The following is a 19,347-nucleotide window of genomic DNA, read 5'->3' on the forward strand; positions in this document are numbered from 1 at the left end:
ACGCCGGGAGTCGGCAACGAAGCGCGCCGCCCTAAAACGCCTGCACGTCGAAACGGCCGTCTTTGACGGTTATCGTCTGACCGCCGGCGGTGCTGGCCGTGAAGGTGAAGGTGCCCGACACGACGGTGAACGTCGAGGTGACGGTGTTGCCGAGCACCGTCGTGGTTTTGGTGCGCGGCTCCACTTTGGTGATGGTCAGGGTGGCTTGGTTGCCCGCACCGGCCACGTAGTCGCGCATGTTGCTCAGGTCGTTGTCGCGCGACCAGTAGCGGGCCGTCAGGCCGGAGCTGAGCGTGTAGGTGCCGGGCACCAGGCTCGGGGCCGTTACCGTGAGGTTGAACTCCTCCCAGCCCGGCAGGTCGTCGTGGTCGTCGGAGGCTTTCAGGGTGAAGCTGCCCGCGGAGTAGGCCGCGTTGAGCGGCGGCAGCAGGGTGTGGTCGGAATGCGGCAGCCACAGCTTGTCGTCGAGCATACAGCCGAAGGTGTTTTTGCCGTCCTGGGTTTCGTCGGGCAGCTTGGGCTTGATGGCTTCCACGACTTTCTTGCAACCGCTGCCGAGCAGCAATAGTCCCAGCAAAGGCAGCACGAGGCTACGCTGGCGGATGGCACGCTTCATCGACACGTTCATGAAGGTGCAAGTTAGCGCCTCGGCGGCCCGCCGCAAGCCACATCTTTGGGTGGTTCCGTGCATCTTCGCCCCATGCAAATCCTGATCATCAACGGCCCCAACCTCAACCTGCTCGGCCGCCGCGAGCCGGGCATCTACGGCACGCGCTCCTTCGAGGACTTCCTGCCCGAGCTCCAGGAGGCCTTCCCCGACTTTACGCTGGAGCATTTTCAGAGCAACCACGAGGGCGCCCTCATCGACAAGCTGCACGAGGTGGGCTTCAGTTACCACGGCATCGTGCTCAACGCGGGCGGCTACACCCACACCAGCGTGGCCCTGGCCGACGCGGTAGCGGCCATTCACACGCCCGTGGTGGAGGTGCACCTTTCGAACCTGGCGGTCCGGGAGGATTTTCGCCAGCGCAGCCTCATCGGGCGGCACTGCGCGGGGGCCATCAGCGGCTTCAAGCTGGAAAGCTACCGGCTGGCCCTGCAGTACTTCCAGAATCTGCGCCCGCGCCGGGTGGGCTTCAAGGTCTAAGCCAACGGCACGGCCGGGCCCGGCGGCGCCATACGCCGCGCCGCGTTGTGACGTTATCCGCCGGAATCCGCTGAATTCAGCGGCATGCCTGCCATCTGCGGGCTACCTTTGCGGCTCCTCTCCTAGCGTCTTCTCACCTATGTATACATTCAATCCCGGCCCCTCGCAGGTGTACCCGGCCGTGCGGCAGTACTTGGCCGCGGCCTTCGACGAGGGCTGGCTGTCGGCCCCGCACCGCGGCGAGCGGTTTACGGCGCTGGTGCGCCAGACCGTGGCCGAGCTGAAAACCAAGCTCAACATTCCCCAGGACTACACGATCTTCTTCACCTCCTCGGCCACGGAGTGCTGGGAAATCCTGGCCCAGAGCCTGACCCGCACCCGGAGCTTTCACCTGTACAACGGCTCCTTCGGCGAGAAGTGGCTGGATTACGCCAAGGCCGTGCACCCGGCCTGCTCGGGCCACCAGTTTGGCCTGGAGGAAGTGCCCGACCCGGCCCTCATTCCCGAGGACGCGGATTTGGTGTGCATCACCCAGAACGAGACGAGCACCGCCACCCAGCTGCGCGACGGGGCCGTGCTCAACCTTTACAACCGCTGCCATCTCACCGGCGCCCTGCTCGCCGTCGACGTGACCTCCTCGCTCGGCGGCATTCAGCTCAAGCACATCAAGGCCGACGTGTGGTTTGCCTCGGTGCAGAAGTGCTTCGGTATGCCCGCCGGGCTGGGCCTGCTCATCTGCTCGCCCCGCGCCATTGCCAAAGCCCGCGAAATTGGCGAAAAGGGCCACTACAACTCCCTGGTGAGCATGTACGAGAAGATGCTCAACCACCAGACCACGCACACGCCCAACGTGCTGGCCATCTACCTGCTCTGCCGCGTGCTGCTCGACCGCGCCCCCATCAAGGCCATCGACCAGCACCTGCGTGAGCGGGCGCAGCGCCTCTACCAGTTCTTCGAGGAAAGCCCGCAGTTTCAGCCGCTGGTGCAAAACCCCGAGACGCGCTCCACCACCGTGGTGGCCGTGCAGGCCGCCCCGGCCCTCATCGACGAGGCCAAGCGCCGCGCCGCCGCCGCCGGCCTCACCCTGGGCAGCGGCTATGGGTCCTGGGCCAAGAACACTTTCCGCATTGCCAACTTTCCGGCCCTGCCCGACGTGGCCTTCGAGCAGCTCCAGCAGCTGCTGACGGCCGTATAACGACTGACCACCAGAACCAGCCCGTCCGGCCGAAGCCCCCGGGCTTCTGGCCGGCAGGACGGGCTGTTGCATTGCCTATATGCCTGATTTTGCCACCCTGTTTTCCCTGAAGGAAATCACGTCGGTTACGCTGACGCTGTTTGCCATCATCGATATTCTGGGCTCCATCCCGATTATCATCCAGATCCGCCAGCGCGAAGGCCGCATCAAATCGGAGGTGGCCACGCTCGTGGCGGGCGTGCTGATGGTCGTGTTCCTGTTTCTGGGCCAGAGCATCCTGGCCCTTTTCAGCGTCGATCTGCAGTCCTTCGCCCTGGCCGGCGCCATCATCATCTTCCTGATCGGGCTAGAAATGATCCTGGGCGTGGAAATCTTCAAGCACAACACCCTGGCCGGCGGCACCGGCTCCATCGTGCCCCTGGCGTTTCCGCTCATCGTCGGGGCCGGCACCATGACGACGCTGCTCTCGCTGCGGGCCCTGTACTCGCTGCCCAACGTGCTGGTTGGCATCGTGGTCAACCTCGTATTCGTGTACCTGGTGCTCAAAAGCAGCGCCTGGATCGAGCGGAAGCTGGGCAAGGCCGGCGAGGACATTCTGCGCCGCGTGTTCGGCGTGATTCTGCTGGCCATTGCCATCAAGCTGTTCAAACAAAACTTCTGATTGACTGTGCGGCATCTGAGCAATGCGGATGAACGTGGCAATGCTGTTCCAGTGGCTGAGCACAGGCATTCATCCCCTTTTTCACCTTCTGCACATTCCCCACATTCCGTCTAGTCACTTGATTCACCTGTTTACCGACGGCTCCTCCCGCGGCAACCCCGGCCCGGGCGGCTACGGCGCCATTCTGCGCTTCGGCCCCCACGAAAAGGAAATTACACAGGGCTTCCGCCTCACCACCAACAACCGCATGGAGCTGCTGGCCGTCATCATCGGCCTGGAAGCCATTACTCGGCCCGAACTGCCCATTACCGTCGTGACAGACTCCAAGTACGTGGTCGACGCGGTGGAAAAGCGCTGGGTGTTTGGCTGGGAAAAGAAGCCCGACTTCGGCAAAAAAGCCAACGAGGACCTCTGGCGCCGCTTCCTGAAAATTTACCGGCAACGCAAGGTGCACTTTAAGTGGGTGCGCGGCCACAACGGCCACGCCGAAAACGAGCGGTGCGACCAGCTGGCCGTGCGCAGCGCTACGCAGGGCCAGCTGCTGATCGACGAGGGGTACGAGCTGATCGAAGCACGGCGGGCCTAGCCCGGCCGCTGCTCCGCCATTTGCCATGCCCAACGACTATTTTCAGTTCAAGCACTTTCGCATCGAGCAGGCTGCGTGCGCGATGAAAGTGAGCACCGACGCCTGCGTGCTGGGCGCCGTGGCCGACGTCGCGGGGGCCCGCCGCATCCTGGACGTGGGCACCGGCACCGGGCTGCTGGCCCTGATGGCGGCGCAGCGCAATCCATTGGCGCAGATCGAAGCAGTGGAAATCGACGCGGCGGCGGCTGGGCAGGCGGCCCGCAATGCGGCGGCCAGCCCCTGGGGCGCCCGCTTGCGGGTGCACCCCCTGAGCCTGCAGGCGTACGCCGCCACCCGGCCCGCGCCCTTCGACCACATCCTGTGCAATCCGCCGTTTTTCCGCCGCTCGCTCCGGTCGCCCGACGCGGCGCGCACCACCGCCCGCCACGCGGCCCCGGACACGCTGAGCTTTGCCGAGCTGGCGGCTTTCGCAGCGGCCCACCTCAGTCCCGGCGGCCGCCTCACCGTGCTGCTGCCCCCGCCTGAAATGCGGGAGTTTGAGCAGGAAGCCCGGCGCAGCGGCCTTTACCCCGGCGGCGGCTTGGTGCTGCAGCACCGGCCCGGCAGCCGCCCCCTGCGCCACATCACCACCTTTGGCTGCGAGCCGCAGCCGCTCACCACGACCGCCCTGGTTATCCACGACCAGGACGAAAGCTACTCCGAGGCGTTCCGAACCCTGCTGCGCGACTTTTACCTGGCTTTCTGACCGCCGCTCCCGGCGTTAGCGGCCGGGCAGCAGGTGCTGCAGCTGGCGCAGCTTCATCTGGTGCAGGTCGTTGAGCAGGTTGCCGGCCAGCTCGCCGAACTCGTGGGCCTGGTAGTGCCGCTGCACCTGCCCGTCGGCCAGCACGGTTACTTCGTCGCACACTTCGGTGAGCGAGGCCAGCAGGTGCGAGGTCAGCAGCAGCCCGACGCCCTGCCGGTGCAGGCGGCGCAGGATTTCCAGCAGCAGCAGGTTGGCGCCCAGGTCGAGGCCGTTGAAGGGCTCATCGAGGATGAGGTAGCGGAAGGGCTGCACCAGCAAGGCCAGCAGCGCCAGCTTCTTTTTCATCCCGGCCGAGTAGGTTTCGGCGTACTCGTCCAGGGGCAGTTCCAGCAGTTCGTTCCAGGCATCGAGGCCGGTGACTGGCCGCCTGCGCGCCTGCAGGCAGAACGTCACGTACTCCCGCCCGGTCAGCCGCGGGTAGAAAAATGGTTCGTACGGCAGCAGCCCGGCGCATTCGCGGATGGGCAGCCCGCTGCTCTCCCCTATCTGCCCCTGGTAATCAGCCAGCAGACCATAGAGGCAGTGGAGCAGGGTGGTTTTGCCGGCGCCGTTGGCCCCCACCAAGCCGTGGATGGCGCCCGGACGCACCCGCAGGCTCACGCCGCGCAGCACTTCGTGAGGGCCGTAGGCGTAGCGCAGCTCGTGGATACTAATCATAGCGGTAAGTGCGCAGGCGGTAGCGGCTGCGCCAAAGCAGGCCCACCAGGGCCGCGGTCAGCAGGGCCACGTACACCTCGTCTGCCAGAATCAGAAAACCCAGCGCCATTACAGCGCCCTGGGCGTAGCGCATGATGGTGGTATGCGGGTAAAATGTGTACTTGGCCAGCACCACCAGCGTCAGTACCGTCAGCGCCCAGAGCAGCAGCAGGGCCGCGCCGCCCCAGCCGGCCGGGCTGAAGACCAGCAAGGTCAGAAAAGGAGCGGCCGTCAGGCCCAAGTACACCGCCGCCCACCCCAGGCGCCCGCGCAGCCAGTGGCCGGGGCTGCGCGCCGCGCCTAGCAGCATGGCTGTGGGCTCGGGCGTATCGTAGAAGCTGGCGCACGTAACCAGCCAAACCGCCAGGCCCAGTGCCGGCGCCACGGGGTGTTGCTGCTGCCACCCGGCTGCGGCCAGCAGCGCCGCCCACACCAGCCACCCGCCCCGGCGGCGCATGCCGCTCACCCACTCGAACACTTCGGCGCGGAAGAGGCTGCGGCGCGGCCGCGCCGCGCGCTCCGTTGCGGGCGGCAGCCAGGCGGCCAGAGGCGGCAGCAGCACGCTCAGCAGCGCCGCCGGCCAGTACCCGAATGGCAACACCAAGCACGTGGCCAGCGCGCCGTACAGGGCGTATTCGCCCATCACCCAACGGCACCACCGGGGAGCCGTAAGCTGCAGAAACGTCAGATCGGAGCGCTGCCGGTGGGCGCTGACCACAACGAGGAGCAACAGCCCCGGCACCGCCCATTGCGCGGCTGGGTAGCTGGCCAATCCGCGCAACGTCTGCCCAACGGCCGCTGCGCCGATGGCTAGCAGCAACGCGGCGCGCCACCAGCCGAGCTCCGCCCACTGGCGGGCCTGGGTGCGCAGACGCAGCAGCAGATAATTTTTCATCGGGCCGTTAACGAAGCAGGCTTACGCCAGCGCGTGTTCCGTTTCCACAAACCGAATGTTATAGTCGGCTTCCAGCTCCTGCAGCACCGGCGCGTAGAGGTCGGGGTGCACCGGCACCACCACACCGCGGTGCGCCACCTCACCCCGCGCCAAGCGGCGCACGAGCATGCCCAGCGGCAGGCCCACGGTTTTGGCCATGGCCGTATGCACCGCGTCGTCGCCGATGACCACCAGCGAGGAGGTGCGCTGCTGCATGGCTCCGCCACCCGCCGGCTCGTACTCGAACAGGTGCTGCATCACAATCATGTCGTGGTCTTGGGGCTGCAGCTGCCAGCGGGCCGTGAGCAGGCGCTCCAGCAGCTGCGCGGGCGTGGCATCGGGCAGGCCCACGGGCTGCTGGGTAAACAGCCCCAGCCAGTCCAGCCGCTGCAGTTCCTCGCCCGTCGCCTCCAGGTGCAGGTAAGCCGCCACGCGTTCGGCCAGCACTGTGCCGGCCGGGGCCGGCGGCAGAAACGATTCCAGCAATTCGGCCCACGGCAGCTCAGCAGCGTTGCCCAAGCGGTAGGAATCGTCGGTGAGGCCCAGCGCCACCAGCGCGGCCCACGCGGCGCAGTAGCCGGGGCGGCGCAGGGTGCCGCGCAGCATCGTGGGAATGTCGTCGAGGCCGTACAGCGGCCGGTAGCCGAGCGAGTCGCGGTTGGCGTAGCCCTCAAACTCGCCGTAACCGGGCACCGTCAGCCGGTCGACGCGGCGAAACAGGTGCTGGTACGGAATGAAGCGCGGATGACCCTGCTCGATGTAGCGGGCCGTGCCCTGCCCGGCCACCACCACGTTGCGCGGGTTCCAGGTGAACTTGTAGCGCCAGGGGTTGTCGCCCTCCGAGTAAGGGGCCATCAGCCCGCCGCAGTACGACTTGAAAGAGGTCAGCCGTCCACCCTGCGCCCGGATTTCCTCAATCACCGGCAGCGCCGACATGTGGTCGAGGCCCGGGTCCAGCCCGCATTCCATCAGGAACGTCAGCCCCGCCGCCCGCGCCGGGGCGTCGAAAGCCCGGATTTCTTCGGTGGCGTACGATGCCGTGGCCAGGTGCCGCCCGTGGTGCAGGCAGGCCTGGGCCACCAGCGGGTGAAACAGCGCCGGCAGCATCGACACCACCAGGTCGTGGGCGGCCACCAGCTCGTGCAAGCGCTCCTGCTGCCCGATTTCAAAGGCCACGGCCCGCGCCCGCGCGGCCCAGGGCGCCACGGTGGCCTGCAAGGGCTCGGGATTCACGTCGGCGATAGTAAGCTGCCAGTCTTCGGCGGCGAGGTGGCTCAGCAGGTACTGAATCAGGGAGGAAGCCGAACGGCCGGCGCCGAGCAACAGGATACGGGTCATGGGGTGGTGGGTGGTGGTTGATTGTTGGTTGCTGATTGTTGACTGTTGATTGGTTTCGGCCCGCGTGAACGTCCAACACCCAGCAACCAACAATCAGCTGATTCCTGCCCGAAATGTACTATTTTCGTCCCCCGTGGCCCAACGGGGCCGCCGTCAGGTGGCTGCTTATCGTCTACTTTCCCGCCGTTTTTGCGCCTACTGATGGCCCAAACCCTGAACCTGACCATCACCGCCGACGTGCTCACGCCGGCCGAACTGACCACCGACGAGGCCCGCTGCTGGGAAGCCGCCCAGGCGGCCACCGCCCACGCCTACGCGCCCTATTCCCATTTCCACGTCGGGGCCGCCCTGCTGCTCGACGACGGCAGCATTGCCTGGAACACCAACCAGGAAAACGCCGCCTATCCTTCAGGTTTGTGCGCCGAGCGCACCCTGCTGTTCGGCTTGAACGGCCGGCAGCCCCGGCGCCGCATCCAAATCATGGCGGTAGCCGCCCGGCCGCAGGGCGGCGAGTTCGTGGCCGTCACCTCGTGCGGGGCCTGCCGACAGGTCATGATCGAGTTTGAAAACCAGCAGGGCGACGCCATTCCGCTGCTCGTGCCCGGCCCGAACGGCACCATCTGGCGCTTCCGGCGCTTCGCCGATCTGCTCCCCTTCCAGTTCATGTCGGACGTCCTGCCGGCGCGCGGCTAAGCCCCCGGCGGGCTGCGGTTCGTCGCCGCTGGCCCGCCCCTCCTGCCCGTTATGGACGCTCACGAACACCGCCTGCAGGTGCCCCGCACCGCCCGCTATTGCCAGCTTGGCGACTTGGCCACCGCTCGCCGGCTGTGGCTGGTGTGCCACGGCTACGGGCAGCTGGCTAGCTATTTCATCCGCCACTTCCGCCCGGCCGTCGAGGACGTACCCGGGACGGTGGTCGTTGCGCCGGAGGGCCTATCCCGGTTTTACCTGCAAGGCAACGGCGGCCGCGTCGGCGCCACCTGGATGACGCGCGAAGACCGCCTCAGCGAAATCGAGGACTTCTCCGCCTACCTCGACACCCTGCTGCAGCAACTGCTCGCGGCAGCGCCGGCGGATGTGGAAGTGTGCGTGCTGGGCTTTTCGCAGGGCGCCACCACCGTCAGCCGCTGGCTGCTGCGCAGCGGCTTCACGCCGGCCCGCCTCGTGCTCTGGGCCGGCACCTTTCCCGACGACGTCGAACCGACCGCAGCCGCGGCCCTACTCACGCGCATTCCCCACCTAACCTTCGTCTGCGGCGACTCCGACAACTACTTGCCCGAGGCCCGCGTCAACGAACAGTTGGCACTCTTGCGCGGGCACGGGGCGCAGCCGGAAATGGTCTGGTTTGAGGGTAACCACGAGCTGAAAGCTCCGCTGATGCGCCGGCTCGCGCAGCAAGGCTGACAAGCAAACAGCCCGCCGATCGGCGGGCTGTTTGCTTGTCAGGGCGAAGCGGGGCTTCGTGCCCCGGTTAAGAAGTGGGCCAGATTGCCCTCGGCTTAGCTGCCGCACTGCGCGAATAAGCCGTTCCAGCCAGCCCGTTAAGCAGGCTGTTTGACGATGGTGGTGGCCGCGGCCTGCGCCCCCGCCAGTATCGTTACTTCCGAGATGGTGACGTGCGGCGGCCGCGTGACCATGAACTGGATGACTTCGGCCACGTCTTCGGGCCGCAGCGGCTCGAAGCCCTTGTACACGTTGTCGGCGCGCTCTTTATCCCCTTTGAAGCGCACCTCCGAAAATTCGGTTTGCACCGCGCCGGGGTTGACCTCCGCCACGCGGATGCCCAATCCGATCAGGTCCAGCCGCATGCCCTTGCTCAGCGACGCCACTGCCGCCTTGGAGGCGCAGTACACGTTGCCGTTGGCGTACGCCTCGTGCCCGGCGATGGAACCGATGTTGACGATAAAGCCGCTGCGGCGCGCCTGCATCAGCGGCAACACCGCGTGGGTCACGTTCAGCAGGCCCCGCACGTTGCTGTCCAGCATCAGGTCCCAGTCGCGCGGGTCGCCCTGCTGAATGGGTGCCAAGCCGTGCGCATTGCCCGCGTTGTTTACCAGCACGTCCACGCCCTGAAATGCCGGGGGCAAGCTCCCGATGGCGGCCTTTACCGCCGCCCGGTCGCGCACATCAAAAGTGAGCAGGTGTACGGGCGTAGGGCCAAGTTGCGCGGCCAGTTGCTCCAGCCGCTCGCGGCGCCGGCCGGTAATGATCAGCTGAAAGCCCGCCTGTGCCAGGGCCACGGCCGTGGCGCGCCCGATGCCCGACGAGGCGCCGGTAATCAATGCCGTTTTCATGTATAGAAATGGTTAGATGGCTGCCTGGTCAACCGGCGGGGTGTTCTGTTTATCCGAACACCCCGCCGGTTGACCAGGCAGCCATCAGACAATGTTATTCAAACGTGAGGTACAGCGTCACCGTGTTGCTGCGGATGCGCTGGAAGCTCTGGGAGTACACGTCGTTGGCCGACTGCGACAGGTTCGTCAGCCCGTGCGAGAAGCGCAGTTCCGGCGCAAACTTGAAGAACGGGTAGAACAAATCCAGCCCGACGCCATATTCGATGGCAAAGTCGGAACCGCCCACCTGCAGCTGGCTGCGCTCGGGGTCTTTCTTGCGGTTGCCCACGTTGAAGCTGGGGCGCACGCCCCCCACCATGTACACCCGCGTATTGCGCCGCCGTTCCGATTTGAACTTGAACAGCAAGGGCAGGTCCAGCTGCGTCGAACCAATCTGCTGGTTCTGGATAGAATCGCCGACCGCCCCGATTTTCTTGAACTCTACCTCCCGCGTCAGAAACGATACGCCCGGCGTGAAGCGCAGGCTCAGGTAATCGGTCAGGCGCACGTCCCCCACGAAGCCCACCGCGAAGCCGGGGCTGACCATGGCGTTGGCGGCTATGCCCTGCCCATTCTGCAGGTTATTGACATACGTTTGCGAGTGTTCGAGGCGGTAGCGCGAAGCGTTCAGGCCGATGTAGAAGCCGGGGTGAAACCACCGGTCGTCGTAGCCAGTCAGGTTATTGACCGTCACGGATTTTACCTGACCGTTCTTACCGCGCTTGGCGCTGGTGTAGCTTTTTTTCTGCGCTAGCGCGGCGGTAGGCAGCGCGATGAGCAGCAGCGCGAGCAGGCGCAGCTTTACTTGGTGGCGGTGTAGATGGAGCTGATGCCGAACGTGAGCGGTTGCCATTGCGGAGAAGTAAATCCGACCTGCTTAAGAATGGTCAGAAAATCCGGACCGTCGGGAAAGGCCTGCACCGATTCGGGCAGGTAGGTATACGCCGCGCGGTCCTTGGAAATCAGTTTGCCGAACACCGGTAGGATGTGCCGGAAGTAGAAATTGTAGGCCTGCTTAAACGGAAAGGCCCGGGGCTTGGAAAACTCCAGAATCACCACTTTCCCGCCCGGCCGTAGCACCCGGTGCATTTCGGTAAGCCCCTGGCGCAGGTTCTCAAAGTTGCGCACCCCGAACGAAGCCGTCACGGCATCGAAGCTGTTATCCTCGAAGGGCAGGTTTTCCGAATCGCCCAGTTGCAGCTCCACGCGGTGGCCCAGGCCCCGTTCCCGCACCTTGCGGCGGCCCACGTCGAGCATGCCTTCCGAAATGTCCACGCCGGTCACGTTGACCTCCTCGCCCAGTTTGAGGGTTTCGAAGGCAAAGTCACCGGTGCCGGTGGCAATGTCCAGGATCCGGGCCGGGCGCAGTGCGCGCAGCTCCCCGACGGCTTTGCGGCGCCAGTAGATATCAGTGCCGGCGCTCAGGAAGTGGTTGAGAAAGTCATACTTCCCCGCGATGCTGTTGAACATCTGCGCTACCTGCGACTTTTTGCCGGTGGGGTCGTCTTTGTAGGGTACTACGGTCATGAGAAAGTGTGCGGTACAAACGGCCGAACGGGCCGCAAATTGCCCAAATAGAACGGCCCACCGCGCATAATGTTAAAAAAAAACGGGTCGGACCTCTGGTCCGACCCGTTTTTCGGGGTGCCGTGGGGCACTATTCGTTTTTGGTTTTCACCTTGGTCTTGTCGCCGGTAGCGGCGTCCTTGGCTTTGCCATCCAGTTCCCCCTCTTTCGTGGTGGTCTTGGTTTTGGAGCCGTCAGCGGCTTCGGTTTTCACCTTCACCTTGTCGCTGTCCTCGTCCACTTTGGTTTTCACCTTGGTGCCGTCGGCGGTTTTCACTTTGGTTTTGCCCGGCTGCAGCGGAGCCGTCGAGCGGCCCGAAGTGCCGGTGGTAGTAGTGGTGGTCGTCGAAGTGCCCGTGCCCGAGGTACCCGTTGCGCCGGTAGCCCCGCCGCCCGAATTGCTCATTACGTCACGTAGGCTCTGGCCTTCCTTCAGGATCGGGCGGAACTCTACGCGGCGGTTCAGCTGCATGTTCTCCGGCGAATCGTTCGGGGCGGCCGGACGACGCTCGCCGTAGCTCACCGTCACCATGCGCGTATCGCCGATGCCGTTTTTCTTCAGGTAGTTGAAGGCCGAGTTCGAACGGTTCTGGCCGAGCACCATGTTGTACTCGTCGGTGTTGCGCGAGTCGCAATGGCCCTCGATGGAGATGTTCAGGCCAGGATTGGCCTTGAGCACCGTGGCCACCTGGTTCAGCTGGCGCACCGACTCGGGACGCAGGTTGTACTTGTCCGTATCGAAGTAAATCGGCTTCAGACCCGCTACATCCACGCTCGTGGTATCGATGTAGTTGATGTAGAAGTTTTTCGTGATGGTGGTAGAATCATTGGTTACCACCGGCACGGCAAACTCCTCGGTCGAGATATTCTTCCCGTCCTTCGAGAGGGCCACTTGGTACGAACGGCCCGACAGCACGTTCACCTGGTAGTTGCCCGAGTCCGGCTTGGTCACGTCGCGGAAACTGATGGCCGTTTTGTCGGCCGTCTGCCCGTTGAACACCAGCTCTACGCCCGGAATGACCGTCGTAGAGTCGCGGGCCGAGAAGACCTTGCCCTTGATGTTGACGTTCTTGATGTAGTTGATGGTGTAGATGTCTTTCTCACCGTAGCCGCCGATGCGGTAGGAAGAAAGGTAGGCGTACGAGCCATCGGGCGACAGACGGTAGTAGGTATCGTCGTCCGGCGTATTTACCGGGTAGCCCATGTTTTCGGGGCGGCCCCAGGCGCGGGCAGCCTCGTCCCAGGTCGACTTGAAGATGTCGTAGCCGCCCATGGTGTTATGGCCACGCGAGGCGAAGTACAGCGTCTTGCCGTCACGGCTCAGGTACGGGCTGTCGTCGTCGAACTTGGTGTTGATCTGGTTACCGAGCGACTTGGCCGGCCCCCAGTCGCCGCCCGGCTGGCGGGTGGCGAAGTAGATGTCGAGGGTGTTGTCTTCCGAGAACTTGCTCGTGGAGAAGTAAATCGTCAGGCCATCGGGCGTGATGAACGCATCCGATTCGAAGGCTTTCGAGTTGATGTTCCCGTTGAGCTTCTTGGGGGCCGTCCACTCGTTGTTGCTGCGCTCCGAATAGAAGATGTCGCCGTTTTCGTCCTGGCGGTACATCAGCATCTTGGTGTCGTTGTCGAACACCTGAATGGATGCATCGTGGCCCTTGCCGTTGAGGGCGCCCGACAGCGAGCGGGGCTTTTCCCACTCGTCTTCGTCGATGCGCTTGGCCTCAAAGATGTCTTCGTAGTACTCGCCGTCAGCGGCCACGTTACCCTTGCCCTTGCCGGATTTGTCGTCGCCGGCGTTCGAGCCGGTCACGTTTTCCGAACGCGAGGTAAAGAGCAGCAGCTTGTCGTCGGCCGAGATAACCGGGCTGTGCTCCGAGTACGACGAGTTGATCGTCGGCCCCAGGTTCTTCACGAAGATGTCCTTGGGCGAGTTAAACTGAATCTTCGCGTTTTTGGCGTGCTGAATCAGCTGGGCCAGCTGGGCCTTGCGCGTGTCCTTCTTTTTCAGCGTCGCGTTGTACGCCTGGAAGTGCGTGATGGCCTCGTCGAAATTGTAGTTCAGGTGGTCTACACGGCCTAGCCAGTACTCTACGTCTTTCGACACCTTCGGCTTGAGCTTCTGGGCTTTGTAGATATAGTCGCTGGCTTTTTCCTTGTCAAAGGACATGTACGAAATGCCGGCGCGGAACAGCGCCAAGGCATTGTTCGGCTCCTTGGCCAGCACCTGCTCGTAGAACGGAATGGCAGCCCGGTAGTTCTCCTGGTCGAAGAACTTATTGGCGGTTTTCAGTTGCTTTCGGGTGCTTTGGGCCATCGAAGGCTGAGCCACCGCAGCGGTCAGTGCCATGGCAACCGAGGCCTGTAGTAACCTTCTGACGAAGTTGTCCATTGGAAGGGGAGTTTGGAATATGGAGTTGCAGAGAAGGGTTGGTGGTGTTTTGCGTAACTCCTCGAAAACGAGGGCTAGGGTTAGCAAAAGCGTCCCTATATACTCAAAACCCGACTTAAGGTTAGTTTGCTGCCGAGGTAATTTTACGGGCAAGGGCTCTTCGGACGAAGAACTCGCACCGGCGCTACACCGCGCAGAATCCCCAGAAAACGGGCTCACCGCGGGCAAAGATAAAAATTTTATAATACGACCTTCGTCGTATCCTATCCGGTAAGCGCGGGGGACGTCAGCATTTCATCCATCTTGCCGGCTGCAAAAAGTTGAAATTCCCCACTATGAGCCGCACAAATATAGAAGCGCAATAATAATAGCAACAGGAAACGAAAAAAATTTAATACGAACCCAGAAAAAATAGGACTCCAAAACCCTAACGCTCATCCGGCTACTTTTGCGGGAGTAATTCACTTTTCCACTTCGCCCCATTATGTTAATTCGTGACGCTCGTTTTCTGCAAAGCAATACCGAAGTAGCGAAGTGCCCGCCTGCCACATTCCCGGAGTACGCTTTTATTGGGCGCTCCAACGTAGGAAAATCCTCGTTGATCAATATGCTGACCGGGCGCACGGCTTTAGCCAAAACGTCTTCGCTGCCGGGTAAAACCCAGCTCATCAACCATTTTCTTATTAATGACGAATGGTATTTGGTGGATTTACCGGGCTACGGGTACGCCCGCGTCAGCAAAGAGTCGCGGGCCAAATGGGGAAAAATGATCCGGGCTTATTTGGCCAAGCGCGAAAATCTGTCGTGTGTTTTCGTGCTTATCGATTCGCGGCTGGAACCCCAGGCCGTTGACCTCGAGTTCATTACGATGCTGGGCGAAATGGGTGTGCCGTTTGTGCTCGTGTTTACCAAAACCGATAAGCAGTCATCGAGTCGTACCCAGCAGCATGTGCAGGGCTTCCTGGAAAAGATGCGCGAAACCTGGGAGGAATTGCCCCGCTACTTCGTGACGTCTGCCGTGGCCCGCAACGGCCGGGATGAGGTGCTGGGCTTTATTGAGGAGGTAAACCAGCAGATGCGCAATGAGGCCGGGAATGCGTAGATTGGCAGCGTAATTGCCAGGCCCAAACGCCGCGAATTCGTTTTCATCTCTTTCTCTTCCTCTCCCCCTTTTGACATGAAAAAGACCACCTTCACGCTGGCCCTGGCCCTGTTGGCGCTGGCCGCCGTGCCTTCCATGGCCCAGCAGAAAGTGAAAGTGAAAACCAAGACCGAAGGCGACGCGGCCCCAGCGCCCGACGCGCCGGCCGTGGACCCGGTCACCAAGATTGCCACAGCTGCCCCCAAGAGCATTCCGGTCGCCGAATACTACGAGGGCGGACAGGAGGCCATGTACGACTTCATCTACAAGGAACTGAAGTACCCGCTGATGGCGCGGCGCAACCGCATCCAGGGTACCTGCGTGGTGAGCTTTACGCTAAACCCCGACGGCACGATGAGCGGCGTGAAGCTGGTGAAGCAGATCGGCGGTGGCTGCGGCGAGGAAGCCCTGCGCGTTACCAAGCTCCTGCAGTTTAAAAAGCCGGAGTACGCCATCCTGACCAGCCTGCCCATCGTATTCAAGCTCGGGGCCGCCGGTGCCAACACCGCCCAGTAAACCTGCTTTTCTTTTTCCTTACCCTTTTCCCGTTCCTATGCCCTACGACCTGAGGGAAATTGCCGCCATCAGCGGCATGCCCGGCCTGTACCGCTTGGTGCGCCCCGCCAACAATGGCGTGCTGGTGGAAACCCTGGACCCGCAGGCCCGCCGCTCGGTAGCTTCGGCCCGCAACAAAGTCTCGTTGCTGCACGAAATCAGCATCTACACCGAAGATCCGGACCAGACGGTGCCGCTCACCGAGGTGTTTGACCGCATCTACCAGAAACACGGCCAGCAGCTGCCCGTTACCAACAAATCGACGGAGCAGGAGCTGACCGCCTTTCTGGGCGAAATCATTCCGGATTACGACCGGCAGCGCGTGTACCTCTCCGATATCAAGAAACTGGTATCGTGGTACGGCGCCGTGAGCAGCCGCCTGACCTACCAGTCGGCCGAAGCGGCCACCGGCGACGAGGCCGCTGCGCAGGCAGAAGCCACGGACGCAACCACCGACACGCTGAGCACGGCCGGGGCCGTGCCGTCGCAGCGCGGCGCCGACGACGACGCAGCCGGCAATCCGGAAGCCGCTGCGGATGCGGCTCCGAAGCGCGCCCGTAAAAAGGCCGAGTAAGCCCTCTTTTTCGCCGGAGCAGACCCGGACAAAAAAAGGCCCCGCTGAATGCTCAGCGGGGCCTTTTTTTGTCCGGATAACTGCGGTTACGCTTCCTGTGCAGCCGTCACCTCCGGGGCTTCCTTGGTCAGAAACTGCTCGGCCTTCTCCACCAGTTCCGTAGAGCCAATGAACAGCGGGCACCGCTCGTGTAGGGAGCTGGGCTCGATTTCCATCAGGCGCTTGAGGCCATTGCTGGCTTTGCCGCCAGCCTGTTCCACAATGAAAGCCAGGGAATTGCATTCGTACATCAAGCGCAGCTTGCCGTTGGGGGCCTTGGCCGTCGGCGGGTAGATGTAGATGCCGCCTTTCAGCAGGTTGCGGTGAAAATCAGCTACCAACGAGCCGATGTAGCGCGCCGAGAAGTTCTGGTCTTTGCAGTATTGCACGAAGTTCGCCACGCCTTCGGGGAAGGAGTTGGCGCTGCCCTCGTTGATGGAGTAGATATTGCCGGTTTTGGGCGTGGTGATGTTGGGGTGCGAGAGGAAAAACTCGCCCAGCGACGCTTCGTAGGTGAAACCGTTGACGCCGGCCCCGGTGGTGTACACCAGCATGGTGCTCGAGCCGTAAATCACGTAGCCGGCGGCTACCTGGTGAATGCCCTTCTGCAGGCAATCCTCCTGGGTCCCCTCCTGCCCGATGGGCGACTGGCGACGGTAAATCGAGAAAATGGTGCCGATGCTGACGTTGACGTCGATGTTGGACGAACCGTCCAGCGGGTCGATGGCCACCACGTACTTGCCTTGGTTTTTGCCGGTTTGGATCATGTCCTCCTCCTCTTCGGAGATGACCGTGCAAACTTCCCCGCCGTTGCGCAGGGCGCGGATAAAGCGGATGTTGGCAATAACGTCGAGCTTTTGCTGCTCCTCGCCCTGCACGTTTTGCTGGCCGTAGGCGCCGGTAACATCGATCAGGCCCGAGCGGTTGATTTCGCGGTTAACGATTTTAGCAGCCAGCGCGATGTCGCGCAGCAGCTGGGACAGCTCGCCGGTAGCGAAGGGAAAGTCCTCCTGCTTGCGCATGATAAACCGGTCGAGGGTGGTGCCGACCGGCAGCGCGAGGCGGTCCTGGTTATGATCCATAGCAGCGGGTAAAGTGAAAAAAGGCGGGAACGAGGGGTAGCAAAACTACGCGTTTTCGCCCGTAGTTGGCGGGCGCTTTCTACTTTTGGCGCATGCCTTCTTCGCATTCGCTTCGCGTGTTCAAGTTTGGTGGCGCCTCCGTCAAAGACGCCGCTGCGATAAAAAATCTGCAACATATTTTGCGGCAGCAGCCTGCTGATCAACCGCTTTTGGTGGTGGTTTCGGCCATGGGCAAAACCACCAACGCCCTGGAACACATCTTTCACCTGGCCCACTCTGGCGAGCAATATTCCGAGCCGCTCAGCGCGTTGCGGCGCTTTCACCTGGACGTGGCCGCCGGTCTGTTGCCCGCGGCTCCCCTTGCGGCCGACGGCACACCGGCCTGCGGCGAGGGCAGCGGGGCGCTGGCGCACCTGTTGCAGGAGCTGGGCGACCGGCTGGCGACGCTCAGCAAGGGCGACTACGACCGGCAGTACGACCAGGTGGTCAGCTACGGGGAGCTGCTGGCCAGCTGCATCGTGGCCGCGGCCACCGGCGCCCATTGGCTCGATGTGCGCCCGCTGATTCGCACGGACCACGCCTGGCGCGAGGCCCGCGTGGATTGGGCCACCACCGAACGCAACGTGCGCGACCGGGTGCTGCCGCTGCTCGCGCACGGGGTGGTGCTCACGCAGGGCTTTTTGGGCGGCACCGCCAGCGGGCAAACTACCACGCTGGGCCGTGAGGGCTCCGACTACACCGCCGCCATCCTGGCTTACTGCCTGGGCGCCGAGTCGGTGACCATCTGGAAAGACGTGGCCGGGCTGCTGAATGCCGATCCGAAGATTTTTCCGGATACGGTACGCTACCCCGAAATCAGCTACCAGGAAACCATCGAAATGGCGTACTACGGGGCTTCGGTGATTCACCCGAAAACCATTAAGCCCCTGGCCGTGCGGCGCATTCCGCTGTTCGTGAAGTCCTTTGTGGACCCGGCGGCCGAAGGCACCAAGATTCACGACTGCAAGCACGGCCTGCTGGCCCCGGCCTTGATCCGCAAAACCAACCAGTGCCTGATTTCCTTTGAATCGAAGGACCTCACCTTTATTTCCGAAGAAAATCTGGAGGTCATTTTCGGCACGCTGGCGCAGGTACGGCTCAAAATCAACCTGATGCAGAACTCGGCCATTTCGTTTTCGGTGTGCACGGACTGGCACGAGTACCGCCTGCGCAAGCTCCTGGACCAGTTGCGCGAGCAGTTCACCATTTACTACAACACCGGCCTGGAGCTTTACACCATCAAGAACTACACGCAAGAAGCCATCGGCCGGCTCACGAGCGGCCGCGAGCTGCTGCTGGAGCAGCGCACCCGCCAGACGTTTCAGTTCGTGTCGCGCGCGGCTGTGGAGCAGCTTGGCGGTGTGTCGTCCTGAGCGCCTTTCTTAACACTCCCCCTCTTCCCTACCGCATGGAATTTATCCGCGTAACCCCGAACGCCCGGCCGCAGGTGGCCCTGATTGAACTGAACCGCCCGAAAGAGCTGAATGCGCTGAACCTGCAGCTGATGCAGGAAGTAGCCGCCGCCCTCAAGGAGCTTGACGACAACGAGGCGGTACGCGTTATCGTGCTTACGGGCTCGGAGCGCGCTTTCGCGGCCGGGGCCGACATCAAGCAGATGGCCGGACGCACGGCCATCGACATGCTCATCGTGGATCAGTTTACGGTGTGGGACCAGATTCGCAAAACCAAGAAGCCGTTGATTGCCGCCGTGTCGGGCTTTGCATTGGGCGGCGGCTGCGAGCTGGCCATGACCTGCGACATGATCGTGGCCTCGGAAACGGCGCAGTTTGGGCAGCCCGAAATCAAGATCGGGGTGATGCCCGGCGCGGGCGGCACCCAGCGCCTGACGCGGGCCGTGGGCAAGGCCCGCGCCATGGAAATGGTGCTGACGGGCAAGCCGATTTCGGCCCTGGAAGCCGAACGGGCCGGCTTGGTCAACCGCGTGGTGCCGGTGGGCCAGTACTTGGAAGAAGCCTTCCGCTTGGCGGCCAGCATTGCCGAAATGTCGCCGGTAGCAGCGCGCCTGGCGAAAGAATCGGTGAACCGGGCCTTCGAAACCCACCTCGACGAGGGGCTGCACTTCGAGCGCAAAAACTTCTACCTCACCTTCGCCTCCGACGACCAGAAAGAGGGCATGGCGGCTTTCGTAGAAAAGCGCAAGCCCCAGTTTAAAGGGCGGTGACACCCGGCCCGACAAGCAGTCCTTTGGCCGCAGGTAATCAGCCCCCTAGGGCAGCGAAGGATGCCACCAGCACCGCCCGCCACCG

General features: G+C 63.0%; 21 protein-coding genes. 12 read left to right on the top strand and 9 right to left on the bottom strand.

Features of this window, described 5'->3' with window-relative positions; all coding sequences use genetic code 11:
- Positions 1-31 precede the first annotated feature (31 nt).
- On the bottom strand, positions 32-628 hold the full coding sequence (locus tag ACYVKQ_RS21955) for a Riean_0653 family protein (RefSeq protein ID WP_460677515.1): 597 nt from the start codon (positions 626-628) through the stop codon (positions 32-34).
- Positions 629-700: 72 nt separating this feature from the next.
- Between ACYVKQ_RS21955 and aroQ the strand changes: the two genes are divergently transcribed.
- From aroQ to ACYVKQ_RS21980, 5 genes are all read left to right on the top strand, one after another.
- Entirely contained in the window at positions 701-1,147 is a 447-nt protein-coding gene (gene aroQ, locus ACYVKQ_RS21960) for a type II 3-dehydroquinate dehydratase (RefSeq protein ID WP_460677516.1), read from the top strand.
- A 139-nt stretch (positions 1,148-1,286) separates the two neighbouring features.
- The gene (locus tag ACYVKQ_RS21965; RefSeq protein WP_460677517.1) at positions 1,287-2,342 is read left to right on the top strand and encodes an aminotransferase class V-fold PLP-dependent enzyme; all 1,056 of its coding nucleotides are present in this window, start codon (positions 1,287-1,289) and stop codon (positions 2,340-2,342) included.
- Positions 2,343-2,439: 97 nt separating this feature from the next.
- Positions 2,440-3,003, top strand: coding sequence for a MarC family protein (locus tag ACYVKQ_RS21970; RefSeq protein WP_460677614.1), 564 nt, complete (start codon positions 2,440-2,442; stop codon positions 3,001-3,003).
- A 118-nt stretch (positions 3,004-3,121) separates the two neighbouring features.
- On the top strand, positions 3,122-3,589 hold the full coding sequence (rnhA, locus tag ACYVKQ_RS21975) for a ribonuclease HI (protein ID WP_460677518.1): 468 nt from the start codon (positions 3,122-3,124) through the stop codon (positions 3,587-3,589).
- 25 nt (positions 3,590-3,614) lie between these two features.
- Positions 3,615-4,334 (top strand): tRNA1(Val) (adenine(37)-N6)-methyltransferase, encoded by a 720-nt coding sequence (locus ACYVKQ_RS21980; protein ID WP_460677519.1) that lies wholly within the window; start codon positions 3,615-3,617, stop codon positions 4,332-4,334.
- Between the two features lie 15 nt (positions 4,335-4,349).
- Here the strand turns inward: ACYVKQ_RS21980 and ACYVKQ_RS21985 are convergent, their stop codons facing one another.
- Genes ACYVKQ_RS21985 through ACYVKQ_RS21995 form a run of 3 tightly spaced genes read right to left on the bottom strand, consistent with a single transcriptional unit; the run spans position 4,350 to position 7,362 of the window.
- Positions 4,350-5,051, bottom strand: coding sequence for an ATP-binding cassette domain-containing protein (locus ACYVKQ_RS21985; protein ID WP_460677520.1), 702 nt, complete (start codon positions 5,049-5,051; stop codon positions 4,350-4,352).
- Positions 5,044-5,985, bottom strand: coding sequence for a hypothetical protein (locus ACYVKQ_RS21990; RefSeq protein ID WP_460677521.1), 942 nt, complete (start codon positions 5,983-5,985; stop codon positions 5,044-5,046). Before ACYVKQ_RS21990 ends, ACYVKQ_RS21985 begins: the two co-directional genes overlap by 8 nt.
- 21 nt (positions 5,986-6,006) lie before the next feature.
- A complete protein-coding gene (locus tag ACYVKQ_RS21995) occupies positions 6,007-7,362 on the bottom strand; it encodes a saccharopine dehydrogenase family protein (RefSeq protein ID WP_460677522.1) in 1,356 nt (451 codons plus the stop codon).
- Between the two features lie 201 nt (positions 7,363-7,563).
- Between ACYVKQ_RS21995 and ACYVKQ_RS22000 the strand changes: the two genes are divergently transcribed.
- Complete coding sequence (locus ACYVKQ_RS22000; RefSeq protein WP_460677523.1) at positions 7,564-8,055, top strand: cytidine deaminase; 492 nt, start codon at positions 7,564-7,566, stop codon at positions 8,053-8,055.
- Positions 8,056-8,106: 51 nt separating this feature from the next.
- Positions 8,107-8,766, top strand: a complete 660-nt coding sequence (locus tag ACYVKQ_RS22005; RefSeq protein WP_460677524.1) for an alpha/beta hydrolase — start codon at positions 8,107-8,109, stop codon at positions 8,764-8,766.
- A gap of 137 nt (positions 8,767-8,903) precedes the next feature.
- Here the strand turns inward: ACYVKQ_RS22005 and ACYVKQ_RS22010 are convergent, their stop codons facing one another.
- The 4 genes from ACYVKQ_RS22010 to ACYVKQ_RS22025 all read right to left on the bottom strand — a co-directional run bounded on the left by ACYVKQ_RS22010 (position 8,904) and on the right by ACYVKQ_RS22025 (position 13,650).
- Positions 8,904-9,656, bottom strand: a complete 753-nt coding sequence (locus tag ACYVKQ_RS22010; protein WP_460677525.1) for an SDR family NAD(P)-dependent oxidoreductase — start codon at positions 9,654-9,656, stop codon at positions 8,904-8,906.
- A gap of 94 nt (positions 9,657-9,750) precedes the next feature.
- A complete protein-coding gene (gene porT / locus ACYVKQ_RS22015) occupies positions 9,751-10,548 on the bottom strand; it encodes a type IX secretion/gliding motility protein PorT/SprT (protein ID WP_460677526.1) in 798 nt (265 codons plus the stop codon).
- Positions 10,497-11,222 (bottom strand): bifunctional demethylmenaquinone methyltransferase/2-methoxy-6-polyprenyl-1,4-benzoquinol methylase UbiE, encoded by a 726-nt coding sequence (gene ubiE, locus ACYVKQ_RS22020; protein WP_460677527.1) that lies wholly within the window; start codon positions 11,220-11,222, stop codon positions 10,497-10,499. Before ubiE ends, porT begins: the two co-directional genes overlap by 52 nt.
- A 130-nt stretch (positions 11,223-11,352) precedes the next feature.
- Positions 11,353-13,650, bottom strand: a complete 2,298-nt coding sequence (locus ACYVKQ_RS22025) for an OmpA family protein (RefSeq protein ID WP_460677528.1) — start codon at positions 13,648-13,650, stop codon at positions 11,353-11,355.
- Between the two features lie 484 nt (positions 13,651-14,134).
- Here ACYVKQ_RS22025 and yihA point away from each other — a divergent pair, with 484 nt between their 5' ends.
- The 3 genes from yihA (at position 14,135) to ACYVKQ_RS22040 (ending at position 15,920) form a co-directional block, all read left to right on the top strand.
- Positions 14,135-14,752, top strand: coding sequence for a ribosome biogenesis GTP-binding protein YihA/YsxC (gene yihA / locus ACYVKQ_RS22030; RefSeq protein WP_460677529.1), 618 nt, complete (start codon positions 14,135-14,137; stop codon positions 14,750-14,752).
- 75 nt (positions 14,753-14,827) lie between these two features.
- A complete protein-coding gene (locus ACYVKQ_RS22035; protein WP_460677530.1) occupies positions 14,828-15,307 on the top strand; it encodes an energy transducer TonB in 480 nt (159 codons plus the stop codon).
- A 37-nt stretch (positions 15,308-15,344) separates the two neighbouring features.
- On the top strand, positions 15,345-15,920 hold the full coding sequence (locus tag ACYVKQ_RS22040) for a DUF5606 family protein (protein ID WP_460677531.1): 576 nt from the start codon (positions 15,345-15,347) through the stop codon (positions 15,918-15,920).
- A gap of 86 nt (positions 15,921-16,006) precedes the next feature.
- Here ACYVKQ_RS22040 and fbp read toward each other — a convergent pair whose 3' ends face one another.
- Positions 16,007-17,041 carry a class 1 fructose-bisphosphatase gene (gene fbp, locus ACYVKQ_RS22045; RefSeq protein WP_460677532.1) on the bottom strand — a complete coding sequence of 345 codons (1,035 nt, stop codon included), beginning with the start codon at positions 17,039-17,041 and terminating at the stop codon, positions 16,007-16,009.
- 92 nt (positions 17,042-17,133) lie between these two features.
- On the opposite strand from fbp, the gene ACYVKQ_RS22050 reads away from it, so the two are divergent.
- Complete coding sequence (locus ACYVKQ_RS22050; RefSeq protein WP_460677533.1) at positions 17,134-18,453, top strand: aspartate kinase; 1,320 nt, start codon at positions 17,134-17,136, stop codon at positions 18,451-18,453.
- A gap of 35 nt (positions 18,454-18,488) precedes the next feature.
- Complete coding sequence (locus tag ACYVKQ_RS22055) at positions 18,489-19,262, top strand: enoyl-CoA hydratase-related protein (protein ID WP_460677534.1); 774 nt, start codon at positions 18,489-18,491, stop codon at positions 19,260-19,262.
- Positions 19,263-19,347 lie beyond the last annotated feature (85 nt).

Source organism: Hymenobacter coalescens, assembly GCF_054783195.1.

What these genes read in the sequence shown, in the direction of transcription:
- ACYVKQ_RS21995 (WP_460677522.1), bottom strand. Translation starts at nt 7,362, where the DNA reads ATGACCCGTATCCTGTTGCTCGGCGCCGGCCGTTCGGCTTCCTCCCTG.
- ACYVKQ_RS22000 (WP_460677523.1), top strand. Translation starts at nt 7,564, where the DNA reads ATGGCCCAAACCCTGAACCTGACCATCACCGCCGACGTGCTCACGCCG.
- ubiE (WP_460677527.1), bottom strand. Translation starts at nt 11,222, where the DNA reads ATGACCGTAGTACCCTACAAAGACGACCCCACCGGCAAAAAGTCGCAG.
- aroQ (WP_460677516.1), top strand. Translation starts at nt 701, where the DNA reads ATGCAAATCCTGATCATCAACGGCCCCAACCTCAACCTGCTCGGCCGC.
- porT (WP_460677526.1), bottom strand. Translation starts at nt 10,548, where the DNA reads ATGGCAACCGCTCACGTTCGGCATCAGCTCCATCTACACCGCCACCAA.
- ACYVKQ_RS22005 (WP_460677524.1), top strand. Translation starts at nt 8,107, where the DNA reads ATGGACGCTCACGAACACCGCCTGCAGGTGCCCCGCACCGCCCGCTAT.
- ACYVKQ_RS21965 (WP_460677517.1), top strand. Translation starts at nt 1,287, where the DNA reads ATGTATACATTCAATCCCGGCCCCTCGCAGGTGTACCCGGCCGTGCGG.
- ACYVKQ_RS21955 (WP_460677515.1), bottom strand. Translation starts at nt 628, where the DNA reads ATGAACGTGTCGATGAAGCGTGCCATCCGCCAGCGTAGCCTCGTGCTG.
- ACYVKQ_RS22055 (WP_460677534.1), top strand. Translation starts at nt 18,489, where the DNA reads ATGGAATTTATCCGCGTAACCCCGAACGCCCGGCCGCAGGTGGCCCTG.
- ACYVKQ_RS22035 (WP_460677530.1), top strand. Translation starts at nt 14,828, where the DNA reads ATGAAAAAGACCACCTTCACGCTGGCCCTGGCCCTGTTGGCGCTGGCC.
- ACYVKQ_RS22025 (WP_460677528.1), bottom strand. Translation starts at nt 13,650, where the DNA reads ATGGACAACTTCGTCAGAAGGTTACTACAGGCCTCGGTTGCCATGGCA.
- ACYVKQ_RS22010 (WP_460677525.1), bottom strand. Translation starts at nt 9,656, where the DNA reads ATGAAAACGGCATTGATTACCGGCGCCTCGTCGGGCATCGGGCGCGCC.
- ACYVKQ_RS22040 (WP_460677531.1), top strand. Translation starts at nt 15,345, where the DNA reads ATGCCCTACGACCTGAGGGAAATTGCCGCCATCAGCGGCATGCCCGGC.
- ACYVKQ_RS22050 (WP_460677533.1), top strand. Translation starts at nt 17,134, where the DNA reads ATGCCTTCTTCGCATTCGCTTCGCGTGTTCAAGTTTGGTGGCGCCTCC.
- ACYVKQ_RS21985 (WP_460677520.1), bottom strand. Translation starts at nt 5,051, where the DNA reads ATGATTAGTATCCACGAGCTGCGCTACGCCTACGGCCCTCACGAAGTG.
- ACYVKQ_RS21990 (WP_460677521.1), bottom strand. Translation starts at nt 5,985, where the DNA reads ATGAAAAATTATCTGCTGCTGCGTCTGCGCACCCAGGCCCGCCAGTGG.
- fbp (WP_460677532.1), bottom strand. Translation starts at nt 17,041, where the DNA reads ATGGATCATAACCAGGACCGCCTCGCGCTGCCGGTCGGCACCACCCTC.
- ACYVKQ_RS21980 (WP_460677519.1), top strand. Translation starts at nt 3,615, where the DNA reads ATGCCCAACGACTATTTTCAGTTCAAGCACTTTCGCATCGAGCAGGCT.
- yihA (WP_460677529.1), top strand. Translation starts at nt 14,135, where the DNA reads ATGTTAATTCGTGACGCTCGTTTTCTGCAAAGCAATACCGAAGTAGCG.